The organism is Marinobacter sp. EVN1 (genome assembly GCF_000475375.1).
Classification (GTDB): Bacteria; Pseudomonadota; Gammaproteobacteria; order Pseudomonadales; family Oleiphilaceae; genus Marinobacter; species Marinobacter nauticus.
The window spans coordinates 65,496-82,134 of the sequence record NZ_AXCB01000012.1; the positions used below are offsets into that span (position 1 = coordinate 65,496).

The following is a 16,639-nucleotide window of genomic DNA, read 5'->3' on the forward strand; positions in this document are numbered from 1 at the left end:
GATTCACTTCTCTCAGTTTCTGGAGCCTTCATGCGAATCATCCTTGCCCCGATGGAAGGGCTGGTCGACGCACCCATTCGTGAAACCCTGACCAAGGTCGGTGGGATTGACCGGTGCGTGACGGAATTTATTCGCGTGACCCACGGCATGCTGCCGCCCCGGATTTTCTACAAGTACGCTCCGGAGCTTTACAACGGTGCGCTCACAGAAGTAGGTACACCCGTGGCCGTTCAACTGCTGGGCTCCAACGCCGACATGATGGGCCGTCACGGTGCCAAGGCTGCCGAGCTGGGAGCAGGGCAGGTGGACATCAATTTCGGCTGCCCGGCCAAGACCGTGAACAAACACAAAGGTGGTTGCGTGCTGATGCGCGAGCCCGAGCTGATGTATGAAATCACCGCAGCCGTTCGTAAAGCCGTGCCTGCGGATATTCCGGTAACGGCCAAGATGCGATTGGGTTACGACGACCGTTCCATGGGCGTGGCCTGTGGCCAGGCTCTGGAAGCGGCCGGTGCTTCTGAGATTGTCATTCACGCCCGCAGTAAGGTAGATGGCTACAAGCCGCCCGCTTACTGGGAAGAAATCGCCAAGGTACGCGAAGCGGTCAAAAGCCACGTAATCGCCAACGGCGAAATCTGGACCGTGGAAGACTACTGGCGCTGCCGGAAAGTCTCCGGCTGCGACGATGTAATGATCGGCCGTGGCCTGATCGCCAGGCCAGACCTGGCGGCCCAGATCAAGGCCTCCCAGAGCGGAGAAACACGGGAGCCCATGAGCTGGGCCGAGGTCGTGGTTCTGGTGCGGGAATACGCCGCTGCTTTGCAAATCCGCCTGGAAGACAAATACGTCACCGGCCGCATCAAGCAATGGCTCAATTACCTGCGTCAGGGCTTTGCCGAAGCCGAGGCCCTTTGGCCCCAGGCTCGTAAAATCCGGGAAGTTGCGCCCATGCTGGCCTGCCTGGATCACCCATTAGACCTGCCGCAGCGCCACACCAACGCGGCCTAATTATCAGCTTCCATTGAGCCTAGATAATCACCGGAACGGGCCAGGCCATTGAGTCTGGCCCGTTTTTTCATGGCCGCCTGTGCCGACCCGGCATTCTCCAGCTTTCCGGCCCAGGCTTTCTGGGCAGGTTCCTGGAGAGCCCGGCCATAGGAGAAACTCAGCTCCCAGGGATGGTAGCCCATGCTGTTCAGAGCATTGAGGTTCTCGGTGGATTCTTCAGGTGTCTGGCCTCCGGAGAGAAAAAATATCCCCGGGACGGCCGCCGGCACCACTCGCCGGAATACGCTCAGTGTTGCTTCGGCAACCTGTTCAGGCGAGGCTTTGCCGGATTCCTTGCCTGGTGTCACCATACTGGGCTTCAGTACCATGCATTCCAGGTTCACCCGGTGCCGGTGCAGGGCCTTGAACACTTCCAGCAATACGTCTTCGCTCACCTCTGCAGCCCGCTCGATAGTGTGATTTCCGTCAATCAGTACCTCCGGCTCAACAATCGGCACAATACCCATCGACTGGCACACGGCGGCGTAGCGGGCCAGCACCTCGGCGTTGGATTTGATGGCCTGGAACGAGGGCAGAGTGTCCGAGATATGGAACACATCCCGCCACTTGGCGAAGCGGGCACCCATGGCCTTGTAGTGTTCAAGCCGGGCTGCCAGGCCATCCAGTCCGTAGGTAATCTCGTCCCCCGGGGCATTCACCAGCGGGCCTTTGCCCTGATCGACCTTGATGCCGGGCACGATGCCCTGGCTGGCAAGGAGCTTGGGGATAGCAATGTCTTCCAGGCTCAGCTGTTCCAGTGTCTCTTCGTAAAGAATCACGCCACTGATGTGCTCGCCAAGTCCGGGCGTGGAGAAAATAATGCTGCGGTATTCGCGCCGCGTGGCTTCCGTGGATTCAACGCCTACGGCTTTGAAGCGTTTGGCAATGGTCGGGGAGCTTTCATCTGCGGCCAGAATGCCTTTGCCCGGTTGCACGAGATCGGCAATGGTGGCGTTAAGTTCTTCCTGAGTGGTCATGGAGCCTCCCTGAATCGGACTGGGTTTTGAGGTTTCGACACAGCATGAGTTTAGCCGGTTATTTTGTGCCTGCTATTTGATCTGAGCTAAAGCAGCTGAGCGCTCCATCTTCTAAACTGATTGCATAACAAAACAACAAGGATGCCCCCGCCATGAAAACGGTCGTTAGTGTCAGCCAGGGATCATCGGAATACGATTACGAACTGGAAACCACATTTCTGGAACAGCCATTCCGGATTATTCGGGTAGGCACGGATGGAAACTTGGAACGTGCCGAGGCGGTGCTGGATTCCGTTTGCGGGGAGGCCGATGCCATTGGCCTGAGCATGATTCACGATCACTACCAGGTGGGCCGTGAGCAGCTGGAACATCCTGACACGGCTCGCCTTGAGGCCTGTATTCCGGACAAACCGATGACGACCGGTGCCGGCCTCCGGGGTATCTTGCAGGAATGGGCGGTACGCCATACACAGACTGAGCTGGGGCACTTTTTTGACAACGCCCGGGTACTGTTTCTGAACGGCCAGGCCGGCTACCGAATTGCCAAGGCGTTGTCTGAACACACCGATAACCTGTTTTTTGCCGATCCCTACCTGGATTTTGGCGTACCGAGATTGCTTACTTCCCTGCGTCAGCTCGAAACCTATACCTCGCTTACTGCTCCGGTAACCTTCCGTCCTGCGGCGGTCAAGCTCATTGAAGCTCTGCACAAAACGCCAATTTACCGCATGGGCGAAAAGCTTATTCGTGGCTCTTTACATGAGTCGGTGAAGGATTCCCATGTGATTGTAGGTGCCATGGGGGATCTGGAGGCTTTCTCGGAAAAGGAACTGGACGGTAAAACCGTGATCACCTCCCGGGTTACGGAGTCTGCCCTGGACTGGTTCCGCTCCCGGAAAGTCGCCATGGTAGTGGACTACAGTCCCTGGCTGGAAGGCCGGCCCGTGGGCGTGAATGTGATGGAAGCGATGATAAGCGCGGCCTTGTCCCGCACGCCGGAGCAGCTGGGAGCAGACGACTTCCTGGACGTTATTCAAACCCTGGGAATTGAGCCGCGGATTCTATATCCCAACGGCTATCGGCGGGTAAACCGGTTTGCCTTCGTGATTCATCCGCTGTCTCAGCAGTATCTGACCAAAACTCCGCCGCTGGACTGGATTGCCAATGTCTCTCCGCCCACCGTGATGAACCTGGTGGAAAAGGCTGTCGCTTACACACCGCCTTTCATTTACTCCAAGGTAAGCGGCATCACATCCCCCACCGGAGATGAAGCCGAGGGTTGGTTGATCACCGTAGGTGGCACACCCAGGGAAATCATGGCCCACGGCCCGGAGTTTACCTACAGCCGGTTGTTGGCGGCGGCAAAGCTGGCCAAGAAACTCGGGGCCCAGATTATGGGACTGGGTGCGTTCACCAAAGTGGTGGGTGACGCCGGCATCACCGTGGCCAAACGAGCACCGTTACCCATCACCACGGGTAACAGCTACAGTGCCTCCGGCGCGCTCTGGGCCGCCCACGACGCCGCCAAAAAAGTCGGCTGCGTGAGTATTGGAAAGAGCGGCAAAATGGCGGGTAAGGCGATGGTGGTCGGGGCCACAGGCGCCATTGGTTCCGTGTGCGCGCGCCTGCTGGCAAAAGCCGTGGACGAAATCTACATGGTGGCCCCGGAGGCAGCCAAGTTGCTGGCGCTGAGGGAAAGTATCGAACTGGAAACTCCTGGGGCCATCGTTCACGTCTCTGCCACCACGGATCGGGATCTTTCAGAAATGGATATGGTGGTCACCGCTACGTCCGGGGCCGGTAAACGCATTCTGGACATCATGCAGGTGAAACCCGGCTGTGTGATCACCGACGTGGCCCGGCCATTGGATATCCCGGCGGAGGACGTGGCCAAGCGGCCAGATGTGCTGGTAATCGAATCCGGGGAAATCCAGCTACCCGGAAACGTTCGCATGAAGGACATCGGCTTGCCCCGGGGCATCGCCTACGCCTGTCTGGCCGAGACGATTGTGCTGGCGCTGGAAGCGAGATTCGAGAACTTTACCCTGGGCCGAAATATTGAATGGGAGAAGGTGCGGGAGATCTACAAGCTCGGGCTCAAGCACGGCATGGAGCTGGCCGCCATATCCGGCGTGAATGGTGTGTTTACCGACGAGGACTTTGAGCGGGTGCGGACTCTGGCCGAAGAGGCCGAAGAGCCCGTTTGACTCCAGGTCAGGCGTCGAGCTTTTTGCGCATCAGATAACGCAGGAACTGGGCGCCACGCACCGTGACACGCTGTTCATCCACCACCTCAAAACCGTGGCGCTCGAAGAAGGGCCGGGCGACCACGCTGGCCTCGGTCTTGAGTTCTGTGACGCCCAGGTCTTTGAGCTGCTGCTCTGCCTCGTGATAAAGGGCAGAAGCAATGCCGCGACGAGCATAATTCGGGGCAGTGAACACCAGGTCGATGTGGCCGTCTTTTTCATAGGAAATGAAACCGGCGAGATCCGAGCCTTCCTCTGCCACCAGGGTTTCCAGAGACTCCAGCCGTTCGCGCCAGGTATCCAGATGTGGCGTGCGTGAAGCCCAGGCATAACGCTGGGTTTCGTCGTAGGCACCGGCCGTGAGCTCGTGCACGGAATCGGTGAACAGGCGAACCACCGGGCTCAGATCCTGAATCCGGTATTTACGAATGGTGATCGAAGTTACGGTACTCATGTCGGTTCAGTGTGCACCTGTGTTGGAAAGCAGGTTGATAACCAATACGCCGGCTACAATCAGCAGCATACCGACAACCGCAGGAAAATCCAGCTTTTGACCGAGCAGTAACCAACCGATGAGCGAAATTAATACAATGCCCAGCCCGGCCCAGACGGCATAGGCTATCCCCACAGGAATCACCTTAATAGCCAGCGCCAGAAAATAGAAGGCCACACTGTAACCGATCACGACCACAACGCTCGGCATCAACCGGGTGAATCCGTCGCTGGATTTCAGTGCCGAGGTAGCAATCACTTCGGCCACAATGGCCAGACCAAGAAGCAGCCAGCTTTTCATAGAACGTGTTAAAACCATCACCAAGTGAATGAGGAGCTAAATAAACTGTGGTGGCTGAAACGGCTGTGCTGGTCACGCTAAGGCGTGCGCCACGGCTTGCTCCGCGTGGATGCGGGTGGTGTCGTAAAGCGAAATGGCAGTATCAGCCTGCTGCACCAATAAGCCAATTTCGGTACAACCCAGTATTACGCCTTGCGCTCCTCGTGCGGCCAGTGAGTCCAGCACCTGCAGATAGCCCTGTTTTGAAGGTTGGCGGATAATACCACGGCATAGCTCGTCATAAATGACGGTATGCACGAATTCCCTCTGCGCGTCACCCGGCACTAAAACCCGGATGCCACGGTTCTCCAGACGCTCCTTGTAGAACGCCTGTTCCATGGTGAATTTTGTGCCGAGAAGGCCGACACAATCGATCCCATCGCGATGAAGCGCATCAGCTGTCGCATCGGCGATGTGAAGCATGGGCAGGCCAGAAGCCTTCTCAATACTATCTGCCACTTTGTGCATGGTGTTCGTGCACAGCACAATGAAATCGGCCCCTGCCGCGGCCAACGCCTTTCCGACTGCACCAAGAATTTCCCCGGTCGCCGCCCAGTCCCCCTGATGTTGCAGGGCTTCGATCTCGGCAAAATCCACACTGTAGAGAACCAGTCGCGCTGAGTGCAGCCCGCCCAGCTCGTCTCGCACTCTCTGGTTGATCAACTGATAGTAGGTTTGGGTGGATTCCCAGCTCATTCCACCGATGAGACCTATGGTTTTCATAGTAGTGGCTTCTTCCTTTGAAATAATTGAACCAGGCAAGCCTGCCTGGAATCCGTGCGGCTTCCGTCGAGTTCCCTGAGTCTTGGGGAAACCCCGATGGTATTGTTTTACGCATAGCGCTGTATAGAGGCTCCGGCACCTGAATCAAATTTGACGTTACCTGAGGTGTAAATCGCTTGACCAAATAGATGTCCACCCAATAACATGCATAAAAAATGAATGTTAAATCCAGTAGCAAACCGAGGTATCCAGATGGCCCTGTCATTCGTGAATATTTTCAAGAAAGAAGACGCAGAAACTGAAAGCAATGGCGTTGAACACGTCGAGGCAAGTGGTATTGCGGAGACGCAGAACGACGAGCCAAAAAAGGGTGGGCACGGCGAGGGCGGTACCTGCTGCGGGTCCTGTTCGTAAACCGGAGCTTGAAGTTAACCCCGGGCTGGAGTCCGGGGTTAGTTTCGATCCTTTAATACTGAATAAATCTGATACGCCGCGTGTTCTGACTCTTCAGAAGGCGCCTTTCGGTTTTTTTCCCAAGACGTCAGCAAATTCAGAACCCGTTTTTCGTCATTACTGCGGAACCCTGGCCAGTATACGTAGGGCACCAGGGTCGGGCGGCTGATGAAAAACAGCGCGGCTTCCTCCGGTTTCTCTTCTATATCGCCACGCAGCCCCAGGGTGAAACGCCGGCCTTCGCTTCCGGTGAGCGACACCAGCAAGGAGTTGTTGTCATCTACGCGCCGGGCGTCACTTACCGTGATGGGCGGTTCCAGGCTGGGCACCGAGGTTATGATGTACTGAAAGATAATCAGCCCCAGGAGCAGGACAAGAAGCCCCGCCAAAGCGATCGATTTAACCATGAGTGTCTCGCGGAACCCGTTTAAAGTTGGTTTTAATGGCGGGTTGCAAGTGTAACACTACTAACTGGCTTACAACTCTCCGGAAACTAGCCTTACCGCAACATCCCGGTATTCCGTGTTGTTTTCTCTCTCATGCCTGGAGCTGAACAGATTCAGCCACTGATCCTTCGTTAGCAATACCTCTCCGGTACCGGTAACGTTCTGGCTTACGGGATCGTAATGGCCGGCGAACTTGAAGGTGAAGTCGCTGGGGGATTCTGGCCGCGCCTTGAGCTCAAAGCCCAATGTTATTTCCGGTGAAGATACAAATCCCGTGTCTTCAGGGTCTACGTCAACTTTCAGAAGGCGCGATTGTTCCAGAAACGCCGGGCGTAATTCGGTCGGAGCGTTGCCCGGCTCTGTGGCCTGGCATTCGCAATAGCGAATCTCCAGGACCATCGCGCTGTCATTGAGGAAGTGTTCGGGAGACGGGCCGCCGGCCTGGGTCATGCCGGGAAGCAAAGACAGGGTTGTAAGGCCAAGCAAACCGAATTTGAGTGATGCGATCCTTTGCATGATTGAGCTCCATTCAAGGTTTAACCAGAGGTGTTCAAGCTATTCTGTTTTAACTTCCTTCGCAAGTTACGCCAGCCGATCGAGTAACCCTGAATGCCTGAAAAATGCTCCGTTCAGGATGGAGCAGGTGCCGCCGCATGGTTGCTGATTCGTAAGCCGAGAATCACCAGAAATACCCCAAGCCAGATGGCCGCAGAATACTGCTCCCTGAACCAGACGACGCCGATCAACAGCCCGAACACGGCGGCGACAGCGCCTAACTGACTGTAAAATACCGGGCCTGCGCGCCGTTGCAGTTCAAAGGCGACCAGATAGGTAAGGGCCGTGAGTAGCCCCTGCAGCATCAGAATGCCAATCAACTGAGGCGATGTGCCTGATGGAAGCAGTTCGGTGTTTGTCATAGCGGCGAACAGAGCCAGCGCCAGGGCAGACGCCAGCAGGGTACCGGCCGCAAGAATCATCGGTTTGGCTTTTGCTGGCCAGGCCACAGAGCGATATACGTTCCCCACAGACAACATCACAGGGATGGCCAGCCCAAGAACAAACAAGAGTGGACTGGCGTTGCTCATTTCAGCATGGCGTTGAACCACAATCCAGCCGCAGGCCATCACCGCGATGGACAACCCGGCGAGCTTGAGCCAGTTGCGGTTTTCCAGCCCCAGGCCCCACGCTAACAGGAAGGTAAAGATAGGCGGAAGGGCATACATAATTCCCGTGTAGCCGGCCCCCAGCTTTGTCACCAGAAAGAAACCGATGGCGTTGGGCACGGCAATGCCGGTCAGGCCGCTGACCAGAAAATAGCGGGCGAATCTTGCTTGATGAATCGCCCGGCGCTCCCCCGTGCATAACAGCAGCACGACGCCCGCAATGAGTGTTTGCCAGAAGGCGTAGGCAACGGCCGGCAGGCCGAGAGACGTTGCGGCCTTGGCCAGCGCCAGCATTAGTGCAATCAGAAAGCCATTGATTAGCAGTAAACCCCAGAGTACGGCCTGGAGGGGAAGGCTGAATCTTGATGTGGTGGCAAGCATGGCTGGCACTCCGATGTCTGAAAAATGTCTGGTGACCACCAGTGTGCGCTTTCGGATTGATTTGATAATCAGTCTAATTCGAATAATACTCCTTCCAAATTGGAAATAATGAGGGGCGAGCCATGGCTACGGACAAACTGGTCGCAATGAACATCTTCAGGCGCGTGGCAGAACTGGGCAGTTTCACCCGGGCCGCCGACGACCTGGATATCACCGCAGCCACCGTTAGCAAACACATCGCGTTTCTGGAGAGAGATCTTGACACTCGCCTGATCAACCGTACCACCCGCCGCATGAGCCTGACGGATGCTGGTCTGGCTTTTCTGAAGCGTACCCAGGCATTGCTGGATGAACTTGAAGATGCCGAGCTGGAGGCTCGCGGATTTCAGGCGGAACCCCGTGGCCTGATCCGTCTGAACGTTCCCATGTCTTTCGGGCTTACCCACATTACCGGGGCCATCGACAGCTTTCTGGCCCGGTATCCGGAGATCGAGATCGACCTTCAGCTCAGCGACCGCATGGTGGACCTGGTGGAGCAGGGTGTGGACATGGCTATTCGCATTCGGAGCACTCTGGCGGATTCAAGCCTGCTGGCCAAACCGCTAAGGCAGTCCCGGAATACTGTCTGTGCTGCGCCGGGCTATCTGGAGCATTCGCCCGCCATTCACACACCCGCCGACCTGGCCGTACAGAATTGCCTGATGTTCAATCTTCATGACCGGCCCCGGGTATGGGCATTGGGCGATGAAGAAGTCGTCGTGAGCGGCAACTACCGTACCGACAGCAGTCTGGCCATACGGCAAAGCCTGCTGAACGGCGCGGGGGTGGGGTTGGTGCCGCGCTTCCTGGTGCAACAGGACCTGGATAATGGGGCGCTGGTGGCCTTGCTTCCCGAATACCCACCCCAGCCCTATACCGTGTTCGCGCTGTTTCCCCCGGGGCGAAAACAGCCCACCAAAGTGCGGTTGTTGCTGGAGCACATTGACCAACACCTCGGTGAGAAGCCGTATTGGGAATGAGCGGTCACGATTACCCGATGACTGTGTTGGTACAACAATTTCTATATTGGAAAAAGTATTCTTCAGGATTCTCTGTTTTTTGATAGATAACCGCGCCCTAGAGTGGTCAGCAACATGTCACTGCTAAGGGAGTCATCACCATGAATATCCACCAAGCCCTGGACTGGCGCTACGCCGTTCGCGAATTTTCACCGGAAAAGCTTGATACCCGTACTGTCGAAACTCTATTGGATGCGGCACGGAAAAGCGCCTCGTCATACGGTCTGCAGCCGTACAAGCTCCTAGTAGTGGAGAGCAGGCGGGTGAGGCAGGCATTGCTGGCGCACTCATTCGGCCAGCAAAAGGTGCTGGAGTGCTCCCACCTGATCGTTTTCGCGGCCCAGACAGAGATTGGCGACCACACCGTTGATCGCTACGTAGACCAGTTCGTGAAGACCCGCGGTGTCCCGGCCAGCGACATTGCCGGGTATGTGGAACATATGAAACAGGCGCTTTCGGGCAAAACAGCGGCCGAGAAACAAGCCTGGGCTCATCAGCAAGCCTACATTGCCCTGGGCACCCTTCTGACCGCCGCCGCCACCATGCAGATCGACAGCTGCCCCATGACCGGCTTCGATCATAAAGCCTACGACGAAGTGCTGGGGCTGCCGGAACTTGGCCTGGAGAGCACCGCCATCGTGGCGCTGGGGTACCGCAGTGTCTGGGACACCACGGCGCAGTTACCGAAGGTACGGTTTGATTATGAGGATATTGTTTTGAGTGTTTGAATCGAATCAAAACGCCTGATTCAGCTTCCTGCGTGCCTCCGCTAACTGGCTCACCGCGAGCCCGTAGGGTTTCAACTCTACGGCTCGCTCCAGGTTATGCACGGCTTCCCGGTAACGCTTCTGGCCCAATAGAAATGAACCGTAATTGCCCCAGGCGTAGGCATAGTCCGGGTCCAGATCGATCATTTCCCGATACAGCCTATCCCGCTCCTCAAGGTTTTTAGTAGCCTTGGCCAACCGCATGCGCTCCTGAAGCAACAGCCGTTTCTGATACTTCTGGGATGCTCTGCTCTCGATTTCTTTGAAACCCTCTGCGGCGAATTTTTCGTCTTTGTGGTGTATCGCGATAACCGTCCGCAGGTACCAGGGGTAGAAGCTCTGTTCATCCAGTGAGTCTGCGGTATTCAAATGATCCCAGGCCGTACGCAGTTCGCCTTGAATAATGAGCACCATGGCCAACTGAACGTGTGCCATGGCCAGGTTCGGCCCATTACGAACTGCGCGTTCCGCCTGTTGCCTTGCGGTGCTGACGGCGCTTTCTTCGTAGGCCCGGCGATCGTGTCGTTGCCCAACCCTGTAGCCGCTCACCAGAGTCAGGCGGGATTGGGCAACCGCCACCCACGGCTCGTCGCCATCCAACACATTGGCGCGCTGAATCAGGTAACTCGCTTCATTGCGTTGATCAAGATCGAGAGGGTCACGCTCAATCAAGAAATACGCCTGCTTGGCCATTTCGACGGCGGTGGCGGCTTGAGTCAGAGCGGAGAAAAAGGTGAGGACGATTAGTGCGCAGGCGCTTTTGATTCCCTTCATAAGAGACAACTCCAAGTTTGCTGATCTGCACTGGTCGGGGGCTGCATATGAACCTGGTAATAGGCTACGAAAAATGAGTAGGGGGATTCCAGTCCTCATGCCTCATTTCCAGTGATTACACCTTGCCCGGCGTGATGCGAGCAATCGTACGGAACTCCCGGGTCATATGAGCCTGGTCACTGAAGCCGAACTGATGAGCAATTTCAGCCAGGTTAACCTGGCCATGCTCACGAATGTAATTGACGGCCCGTTTCACCCGAAGAATGCGCTGGTACTGCTTCGGCGTCATTTCCATCCAGTGTTTGAAAAGGCGTTCCACATGGCGCTGACTGATTTCCAGGTGTTGCGTAAGCGAGCCCGGTTCCGCATTGTCTCTCATACACTCCAGAGCCTGCTGCAGAGCGCCGGGAATGAGCCGGGTGAGCCGGAAGTTGTCATCAGCCCAGCTTTGCATCGTGCTCACGCGGCTTACATTGTTGCAACAGGTTTTGAGTCGGGAAAAGAGCGGAATGAGACCGGGCAATTGCCTCGGGTCACGGGTCAGTACCGTGGGCCGGCCAAAGTGCTGGCGGATCAGGCCATAGCCGATGGCAGGCTGAAAGCGAATCCCCGCGAGCTCTGATCCCGGCGCCAGTGATACCTGGGCGGCCACCTTCTCTACCGGCAAAACCACCACCCCTTCAGGAATGGCTATATCCCCGATTCGTACGTCCCCCGCAAGACTGAACCAGATGCTGCTGCACGCCTCAGAATGCAGCAGCTTTACCACAGGTTCCGCTACCGATTCTGAGACAGCCGCAGACCAAAGCCCCTGAACGAAGGCCGACAGTGGTCCCGATGGGCAGGACAACTGAAAGTCGAACGTAGGTTTGCGAAGGCTACTTGGGTTTATGACTGCCTACCTCTGGCTTGAAGGTTTTGACGATCCGGTTCCAGCTGTTGATAGCGTTCACCGCGATGGTTACATCAACCAGCCCTTTTTCGCCAAGGGCCGTTGCCAGTTTGTCATAGTAGTGGTCGTCCACCGGCTTGCTTTGGGTAAGATGCTCTGCCCACTCAAGAGCCGCGCGCTCTGTGGCTGAGTACATCGGCATATCCCGCCAAGCGCTCAAGCCAATCAAACGCTCCACTGTCTCGCCCTGGGCCAGGGCATCTTTACTGTGCATGTCCACGCAAAAGGCGCACTGGTTAATCTGTGAAACCCGTAGCTTCAGCAGCTCCCACAACGCCGTGCTCAGGATGCTGGAGTCGCTGAACTGCTCTTTCAGATAGGCTTCCTGATTCAATAGGATCTGCATGGCTTTGGGTGCCAGGCCGATATAGTTCGCGCGTGCAGTCATCGTTCATGTTCTCCAATAGTGTTGGAGTTTCACAATAATCACTACGGGCGAGCGGGTATTGAAGATTTTCGACACAACGCCACTCACTGGCGTTTGATACACAGCTTGACGTACAGGCAGTAGCTTGCAAACAACAGAATCGGCGCTGCGTACCAGAGATAGGACATTTCACTCGCGCCAGAGCGGTAGAGACCAATAACAACCACCGCACTGATCAGACAGCTTGCAGGCGCTGCATACAGGGCCGAGTTGAGTACCGAGAAATCGAACGGAGTGGGGCGGTGGGTGTTACCCACGGCGCTGAAACCGAATACACCCAGAATAAACAGCATGTAGGCCAGAAGCACCTGGCCGATTGTGCCGGCAATTACCCATCCGAGAGTCATGGAAAGTCCTTTTTATCCGCTGATTACGCAGGGCAGTCTATAACGTGCTAATGGCCCTGTGGAGGTTCTGTTTGGCTTGATCTTCGTATTTTTCGTTAAACAGCTCAAGGTTATAAATGCTGCCTCTACTCAGAAAGGACCGAAGCAGCTCCTTTCGCTTCTTGCGGTAGATAAACCCGGGCACCAGCCTGTATTCCTTGCGTACGTTACGCTCAAACTGATCGTGCACCTCAGGCGGGGCGCCCAGAATAGCAAGGTCGATATCTACAATCAGCTGCTCGTCCGGAGTCTCGATGTTGCCATTGTGCAGGGTGGCCATGATGAGGTTGTGCACGCGCTCGATGCCTGCCTTACCGTAACTGTGAGCAGCCAGGAACGTCTGTGCCCAGTTTGCGCTGTCCAGCTCGTTAGTCTTCGACAGGGACTTGTAGACGGCATCGTGGAACCAGATGGCCAGCTCCAGCTCTTCCGGTTTTTCAGCGATTTCCTTTACGCCGTCAAAGTGGGTAAGCATGGCATCAATGTGATCGACGGTATGGTAGAACCGGTGCTTCTCTAAGTAGGCGGCATGGAGTGCGTGATAACACTCTTCTGAAAGCGGGAGCCCCAGAGCGCTCATCAGGGTTTGCCATCGTGTTTGGTTCATTGCTTTAGCCATGAGCGACCGCCATATGAGGCGACACGGATAGTTGCCGGTGCCGCGAGAGTATGGGAATCCAGAGTTGCCTGTTAAAAGCCGATCACTCCGAGGCAATAAACTGAACGATTGCAGCCTTTCGGTTGTGATTCTTCAACCAATCCCGGATTTCAACGGCCCTCGTGGTATCGGTTTCTCCCACCAGTTTTTTCAGGCGCTCGACTTTCTTGCTCTCCATTTTTTCATCCCGCACCTTCCGCTGCCATTGGTCGGTGAACACCGAGGGAAGCTTGTGGGCGAGCTCCAGGGACTTGAGCAACGTCCATTCGCTGCCGTCGAGCCAGGCCTCATCACAGAATCCGCAGAGATCGATACGGTTCTTGTGCTCGCTGGATACCGAGTATTTGGTCATGAGTTTGCTGCACTTGGGGCAGGAGAGGGCGGTTTTGGCATCATTTTCGACGGTTACATCGGAGTCAACACTTTCGCTCTGCTCGACCGGTGCATTTCGTTCTGCCCAGTCTCGATAGTAGAGCAATGACAGCGAGGCACCCTCACAGTCCGGGCAACCCATAACCGGGAGGCCATCCTCAATCTTGGTGGGTTTCAGGTCCGTGTTTCTGCATTTCGGGCATTTCATGGCCATTCCTTTCTTGATGAAAACCAGTCTGACAGGCTACCAGTGTTAATCTTGTAAGGTGTCGCTGGGGGGAAAGATCACCCGATAAACGGCGCGCCATACCACGGAATCCAGCGGAGCATACCGCAACGCCTGAGCAACCGCGCCCCAGGCAGTCGCCGAGTCTCCTGCTGATGCAAAATGACGGGCTTTCCGGCAGTAGAAGCGGGCCAGACCCCAGCGGATGTCACCGGGTTGGAGTGTACTTCCGTATTCCTCGATAAAATCACGAATGATCGCTTCGTTGGCGGCAAATCGGCGTTTCTTGTCGCTGGAAATCTGGTCTGCCATCACCCGGTAATAGCCCCAATACTCGGGCACATACAGGAAGGTGAAACGGGCTGAAAAACGCAGCCAGATGTCGTAATCGTCGGCAACGCCGTAGCGGCCCGAAAACCCGCCCATGGCATCGAAGCATTTCCGCCGCGCCATTACCGTGTTGATGCTCACGCTGTTGTCCACCAGCATCTGGCGGGCAATCCGGCCCGAGTACCGGCGCATATTCTTGCGGGACAACTCCCGGCCCTGCTCGTCGATCATGATTTCATCACTGTGAAGGACATCCACCTTCGGGTGAGCCTCCATAAGCGCCACTTGCTTCTCCAGCTTTTCAGGCACCCACAGGTCATCGGAATCCAGAAAACACAGCAATTCGCCTCGGGCATATTGAAGCGCCAGGTTCCGGGCAATGCTCTGGCCCTGGTTCTCCTGAAAATGGTAGTGGATGCGTTCATCGTCCAGGTAACTGGCCAGCTTCTCGCGGGTGCTGTCCCGGGAGCCATCATCGACGATGATCAGCTCCCAGTGGGGATAGGATTGGGCCAGCACAGACTCGACCGCTTGCGTGATGGTGCGCTCACGGTTGAAGGTGGGGGTGATAATGCTGACCAGAGGGGCTGACGCAGGCACGGTTTTCCTTTCCAAAGATTGTTCCCTTTCCGGTGAATAAAGGGCGGTTCAGATCACTGGACCCTTTCAAAAACCTGATTGAAATCGACCACCAGTTCCGAGGGTTCACTGCTCATCGCGTCCGTATAGTAAGCCCTGTAGAGCACATCACCCACCGGATAAACGTTCATGCCCGGCTCAGATGCCAAATCACAACTTTCGGGAACCTGGGGATTGTACCGGTCATCAATGTAGGGAAAGCTCAGCACCTCGTATACGCCTTGTACCAGCACTCTTTGACGAGTTTCCCCGAAACACTGAAGTACAATTCCCGGTCCGTCCTCGAAGGACAGAGGCGTCTCGCACATCTCATCAACATAAACGGATCGAGAGACCACTATAGTGTTTTCTGTGATGTCGAGTCGCTCTACCCACCGAGCGGATAACTCGCCGTCATAAAATATTTCTGCTGTGATCACATCATCAATTGGGGAGCAGGCCCTGATCCAGCTTCCTACCTCAGGAGCGATTGTTTCGGCGCCAACATCTGGCTGGTCATTATCGGAATTGCTTGATTTACAAGCCGCCAAAAACAAGACACAAACAACAACAAGAATTTCCTTCATAACGTCCCTATTAAAACTGATCAAAGCGTGCGCTGACTGCATCAGACATTTAAGGTCTTTAGTTGCTGTTAGTTGGGGGCGCAGCGGAAAACCCATTGGAGCCTGAACGCGAGGTGAGTCACAGGGCTACCAGCCCCACCAGCTCCATAGTTTGGCTATACCACGCCAAACGGACCCGAGAATGGATGGAAACAATTGCGGGAGCAGTATGGCCAACACAGCGAAGACAATAATACAGGCGACAAGGTAACCACTACTGAGAAAGGAATCCCAGTAAATAGCTAACTCCAAATTGACCCAGAGCCAAATGAGGGCTGCTGTTGGGATAGAGAAAAACAACGATGCCAATAAGCTGATTAGCCGTGATTCAATCGGCCCACCTTGGCCTTGATTCCTTGCCATGATCTATGAACATTCCTTGTGTTTGCTGCCTTTAAACAGCAAGGCCCGGAAGCTTCCGCAACCGGGCCTTTTCATCACTCAGCGGTCAATCACCTTAACCGCACTTGCTGTCGCCGCAGGACAGGCAGGTAGCGCATCCGTCCATCACAATCACCGCTTTGGTGCTGCATTTGCCGCACATGGTGGCGTTGGCGGGGTAGTCGCTGCCGCTGTCGTCGTTGGTGGCCTTGTTCTGGCTGGCCTCAAACTCTGCCCGCTTTTCAGCGAGGATGCGCTTGGTGGTCTCGCTCAGCTCGTCGCTTTCCAGCAGGCCGATGGCCTTCAGGTGCTTCTCGATCACGGCGCCGATCTCGGCTACCAGTGAGGGCATGAACACGCCGCCCTTCTTGAAGTACCCGCCGTTGGGGTCGTACACGCTGCGCAGCTCTTCCACCAGGAAAGTGACGTCACCACCTTTGCGGAACACCGCTGAGATAACGCGGGTGAGGGCGATAACCCACTGGAAGTGCTCCATCGATTTGGAGTTGATGAACACTTCATACGGCTGCCGGCTTTCGTGGTCTGTGTCTTCGTTCAGCAGGATGTCATTGATGGTAATGTACATCGCGTGCTCGGCCACCGGCGGCTTGATCTTGTAGGTGGTGCCCAGGAGGAAATCCGGGCGTTCGATGTTCTCGTTCATCTCCACCGGCTTGGTGTCGGCTTTCACCGGCGCCTGGTGCTCACCCGTGGTCTCGGCGTCGGCTTTCTTTACCCGGTAGCCGACGATCTTGTTGCTGATTTTCACTGTCATGTTCGTAATTCCTGTCTGTCG

At 55.8% G+C, this 16,639-nt stretch carries 21 protein-coding genes; 5 read left to right on the forward strand and 16 right to left on the reverse strand.

Features of this window, described 5'->3' with window-relative positions; all coding sequences use genetic code 11:
• Positions 1–30: 30 nt before the first annotated feature.
• Positions 31–1,008: a tRNA dihydrouridine synthase gene (locus Q674_RS25360; RefSeq protein WP_023008164.1), complete on the forward strand. Its 978-nt coding sequence runs from the start codon at positions 31–33 to the stop codon at positions 1,006–1,008.
• Here the strand turns inward: Q674_RS25360 and Q674_RS25365 are convergent.
• Entirely contained in the window at positions 1,005–2,024 is a 1,020-nt protein-coding gene (locus tag Q674_RS25365) for a class I fructose-bisphosphate aldolase (protein WP_023008165.1), read from the reverse strand. The genes Q674_RS25360 and Q674_RS25365 overlap by 4 nt on opposite strands.
• Before the next feature lie 152 nt (positions 2,025–2,176).
• Here Q674_RS25365 and Q674_RS25370 point away from each other — a divergent pair, with 152 nt between their 5' ends.
• Positions 2,177–4,231, forward strand: coding sequence for a dehydrogenase (locus tag Q674_RS25370; protein ID WP_023008166.1), 2,055 nt, complete (start codon positions 2,177–2,179; stop codon positions 4,229–4,231).
• Positions 4,232–4,238: 7 nt separating this feature from the next.
• Here the strand turns inward: Q674_RS25370 and Q674_RS25375 are convergent, their stop codons facing one another.
• The 3 genes from Q674_RS25375 to Q674_RS25385 form a co-directional block, all read right to left on the reverse strand.
• The gene (locus tag Q674_RS25375) at positions 4,239–4,724 is read right to left on the reverse strand and encodes a GNAT family N-acetyltransferase (RefSeq protein WP_011784570.1); all 486 of its coding nucleotides are present in this window, start codon (positions 4,722–4,724) and stop codon (positions 4,239–4,241) included.
• 6 nt (positions 4,725–4,730) lie between these two features.
• Complete coding sequence (locus Q674_RS25380) at positions 4,731–5,063, reverse strand: SMR family transporter (protein ID WP_023008167.1); 333 nt, start codon at positions 5,061–5,063, stop codon at positions 4,731–4,733.
• Positions 5,064–5,135: 72 nt separating this feature from the next.
• A complete protein-coding gene (locus Q674_RS25385) occupies positions 5,136–5,825 on the reverse strand; it encodes an aspartate/glutamate racemase family protein (protein WP_023008168.1) in 690 nt (229 codons plus the stop codon).
• Between the two features lie 252 nt (positions 5,826–6,077).
• On the opposite strand from Q674_RS25385, the gene Q674_RS41650 reads away from it, so the two are divergent.
• Positions 6,078–6,239, forward strand: a complete 162-nt coding sequence (locus Q674_RS41650) for a CCGSCS motif protein (RefSeq protein WP_022992530.1) — start codon at positions 6,078–6,080, stop codon at positions 6,237–6,239.
• A gap of 38 nt (positions 6,240–6,277) precedes the next feature.
• Here the strand turns inward: Q674_RS41650 and Q674_RS25390 are convergent, their stop codons facing one another.
• The 3 genes from Q674_RS25390 to Q674_RS25400 all read right to left on the reverse strand — a co-directional run bounded on the left by Q674_RS25390 (position 6,278) and on the right by Q674_RS25400 (position 8,268).
• A complete protein-coding gene (locus Q674_RS25390; RefSeq protein ID WP_011784573.1) occupies positions 6,278–6,685 on the reverse strand; it encodes a hypothetical protein in 408 nt (135 codons plus the stop codon).
• A gap of 69 nt (positions 6,686–6,754) precedes the next feature.
• Positions 6,755–7,240, reverse strand: a complete 486-nt coding sequence (locus tag Q674_RS25395; protein WP_023008169.1) for a hypothetical protein — start codon at positions 7,238–7,240, stop codon at positions 6,755–6,757.
• A 113-nt stretch (positions 7,241–7,353) separates the two neighbouring features.
• Positions 7,354–8,268 carry a DMT family transporter gene (locus Q674_RS25400; RefSeq protein WP_023008170.1) on the reverse strand — a complete coding sequence of 305 codons (915 nt, stop codon included), beginning with the start codon at positions 8,266–8,268 and terminating at the stop codon, positions 7,354–7,356.
• A 122-nt stretch (positions 8,269–8,390) separates the two neighbouring features.
• Between Q674_RS25400 and Q674_RS25405 the strand changes: the two genes are divergently transcribed.
• Both Q674_RS25405 and Q674_RS25410 read left to right on the forward strand, forming a co-directional pair.
• Positions 8,391–9,287 carry a LysR family transcriptional regulator gene (locus tag Q674_RS25405; protein ID WP_023008171.1) on the forward strand — a complete coding sequence of 299 codons (897 nt, stop codon included), beginning with the start codon at positions 8,391–8,393 and terminating at the stop codon, positions 9,285–9,287.
• 140 nt (positions 9,288–9,427) lie between these two features.
• A complete protein-coding gene (locus Q674_RS25410) occupies positions 9,428–10,054 on the forward strand; it encodes an NAD(P)H-dependent oxidoreductase (protein WP_011784577.1) in 627 nt (208 codons plus the stop codon).
• 6 nt (positions 10,055–10,060) lie between these two features.
• On the opposite strand, the gene Q674_RS25415 is transcribed toward Q674_RS25410, so the two are convergent.
• From Q674_RS25415 to Q674_RS25460, 9 genes are all read right to left on the reverse strand, one after another.
• On the reverse strand, positions 10,061–10,867 hold the full coding sequence (locus Q674_RS25415; RefSeq protein WP_023008172.1) for a tetratricopeptide repeat protein: 807 nt from the start codon (positions 10,865–10,867) through the stop codon (positions 10,061–10,063).
• Positions 10,868–10,982: 115 nt separating this feature from the next.
• A complete protein-coding gene (locus Q674_RS25420; protein ID WP_023008173.1) occupies positions 10,983–11,636 on the reverse strand; it encodes an AraC family transcriptional regulator in 654 nt (217 codons plus the stop codon).
• Positions 11,637–11,745: 109 nt separating this feature from the next.
• A complete protein-coding gene (locus tag Q674_RS25425; protein ID WP_023008174.1) occupies positions 11,746–12,207 on the reverse strand; it encodes a carboxymuconolactone decarboxylase family protein in 462 nt (153 codons plus the stop codon).
• Between the two features lie 83 nt (positions 12,208–12,290).
• Positions 12,291–12,593: a hypothetical protein gene (locus Q674_RS25430; RefSeq protein WP_023008175.1), complete on the reverse strand. Its 303-nt coding sequence runs from the start codon at positions 12,591–12,593 to the stop codon at positions 12,291–12,293.
• A 37-nt stretch (positions 12,594–12,630) separates the two neighbouring features.
• Entirely contained in the window at positions 12,631–13,239 is a 609-nt protein-coding gene (locus Q674_RS25435) for a hypothetical protein (RefSeq protein ID WP_036198996.1), read from the reverse strand.
• 94 nt (positions 13,240–13,333) lie between these two features.
• Positions 13,334–13,870, reverse strand: coding sequence for a zf-TFIIB domain-containing protein (locus Q674_RS40815; protein ID WP_023008177.1), 537 nt, complete (start codon positions 13,868–13,870; stop codon positions 13,334–13,336).
• A 45-nt stretch (positions 13,871–13,915) separates the two neighbouring features.
• On the reverse strand, positions 13,916–14,818 hold the full coding sequence (locus tag Q674_RS25445; RefSeq protein ID WP_227501177.1) for a glycosyltransferase family 2 protein: 903 nt from the start codon (positions 14,816–14,818) through the stop codon (positions 13,916–13,918).
• A 53-nt stretch (positions 14,819–14,871) separates the two neighbouring features.
• Positions 14,872–15,423, reverse strand: a complete 552-nt coding sequence (locus tag Q674_RS25450) for a hypothetical protein (RefSeq protein WP_147232537.1) — start codon at positions 15,421–15,423, stop codon at positions 14,872–14,874.
• Positions 15,424–15,919: 496 nt separating this feature from the next.
• Positions 15,920–16,618: an NrdJb gene (locus Q674_RS25460; protein ID WP_023008181.1), complete on the reverse strand. Its 699-nt coding sequence runs from the start codon at positions 16,616–16,618 to the stop codon at positions 15,920–15,922.
• Positions 16,619–16,639: the final 21 nt, after the last annotated feature.

Coding starts and splice junctions, on each gene's coding strand:
- Q674_RS41650 (WP_022992530.1), top strand. CDS start 6,078: ATGGCCCTGTCATTCGTGAATATTTTCAAGAAAGAAGACGCAGAAACT.
- Q674_RS40815 (WP_023008177.1), bottom strand. CDS start 13,870: ATGAAATGCCCGAAATGCAGAAACACGGACCTGAAACCCACCAAGATT.
- Q674_RS25460 (WP_023008181.1), bottom strand. CDS start 16,618: ATGACAGTGAAAATCAGCAACAAGATCGTCGGCTACCGGGTAAAGAAA.
- Q674_RS25410 (WP_011784577.1), top strand. CDS start 9,428: ATGAATATCCACCAAGCCCTGGACTGGCGCTACGCCGTTCGCGAATTT.
- Q674_RS25425 (WP_023008174.1), bottom strand. CDS start 12,207: ATGACTGCACGCGCGAACTATATCGGCCTGGCACCCAAAGCCATGCAG.
- Q674_RS25380 (WP_023008167.1), bottom strand. CDS start 5,063: ATGAAAAGCTGGCTGCTTCTTGGTCTGGCCATTGTGGCCGAAGTGATT.
- Q674_RS25415 (WP_023008172.1), bottom strand. CDS start 10,867: ATGAAGGGAATCAAAAGCGCCTGCGCACTAATCGTCCTCACCTTTTTC.
- Q674_RS25375 (WP_011784570.1), bottom strand. CDS start 4,724: ATGAGTACCGTAACTTCGATCACCATTCGTAAATACCGGATTCAGGAT.
- Q674_RS25435 (WP_036198996.1), bottom strand. CDS start 13,239: ATGAACCAAACACGATGGCAAACCCTGATGAGCGCTCTGGGGCTCCCG.
- Q674_RS25385 (WP_023008168.1), bottom strand. CDS start 5,825: ATGAAAACCATAGGTCTCATCGGTGGAATGAGCTGGGAATCCACCCAA.
- Q674_RS25360 (WP_023008164.1), top strand. CDS start 31: ATGCGAATCATCCTTGCCCCGATGGAAGGGCTGGTCGACGCACCCATT.
- Q674_RS25405 (WP_023008171.1), top strand. CDS start 8,391: ATGGCTACGGACAAACTGGTCGCAATGAACATCTTCAGGCGCGTGGCA.
- Q674_RS25365 (WP_023008165.1), bottom strand. CDS start 2,024: ATGACCACTCAGGAAGAACTTAACGCCACCATTGCCGATCTCGTGCAA.
- Q674_RS25450 (WP_147232537.1), bottom strand. CDS start 15,423: ATGAAGGAAATTCTTGTTGTTGTTTGTGTCTTGTTTTTGGCGGCTTGT.
- Q674_RS25430 (WP_023008175.1), bottom strand. CDS start 12,593: ATGACTCTCGGATGGGTAATTGCCGGCACAATCGGCCAGGTGCTTCTG.
- Q674_RS25390 (WP_011784573.1), bottom strand. CDS start 6,685: ATGGTTAAATCGATCGCTTTGGCGGGGCTTCTTGTCCTGCTCCTGGGG.
- Q674_RS25400 (WP_023008170.1), bottom strand. CDS start 8,268: ATGCTTGCCACCACATCAAGATTCAGCCTTCCCCTCCAGGCCGTACTC.
- Q674_RS25395 (WP_023008169.1), bottom strand. CDS start 7,240: ATGCAAAGGATCGCATCACTCAAATTCGGTTTGCTTGGCCTTACAACC.
- Q674_RS25370 (WP_023008166.1), top strand. CDS start 2,177: ATGAAAACGGTCGTTAGTGTCAGCCAGGGATCATCGGAATACGATTAC.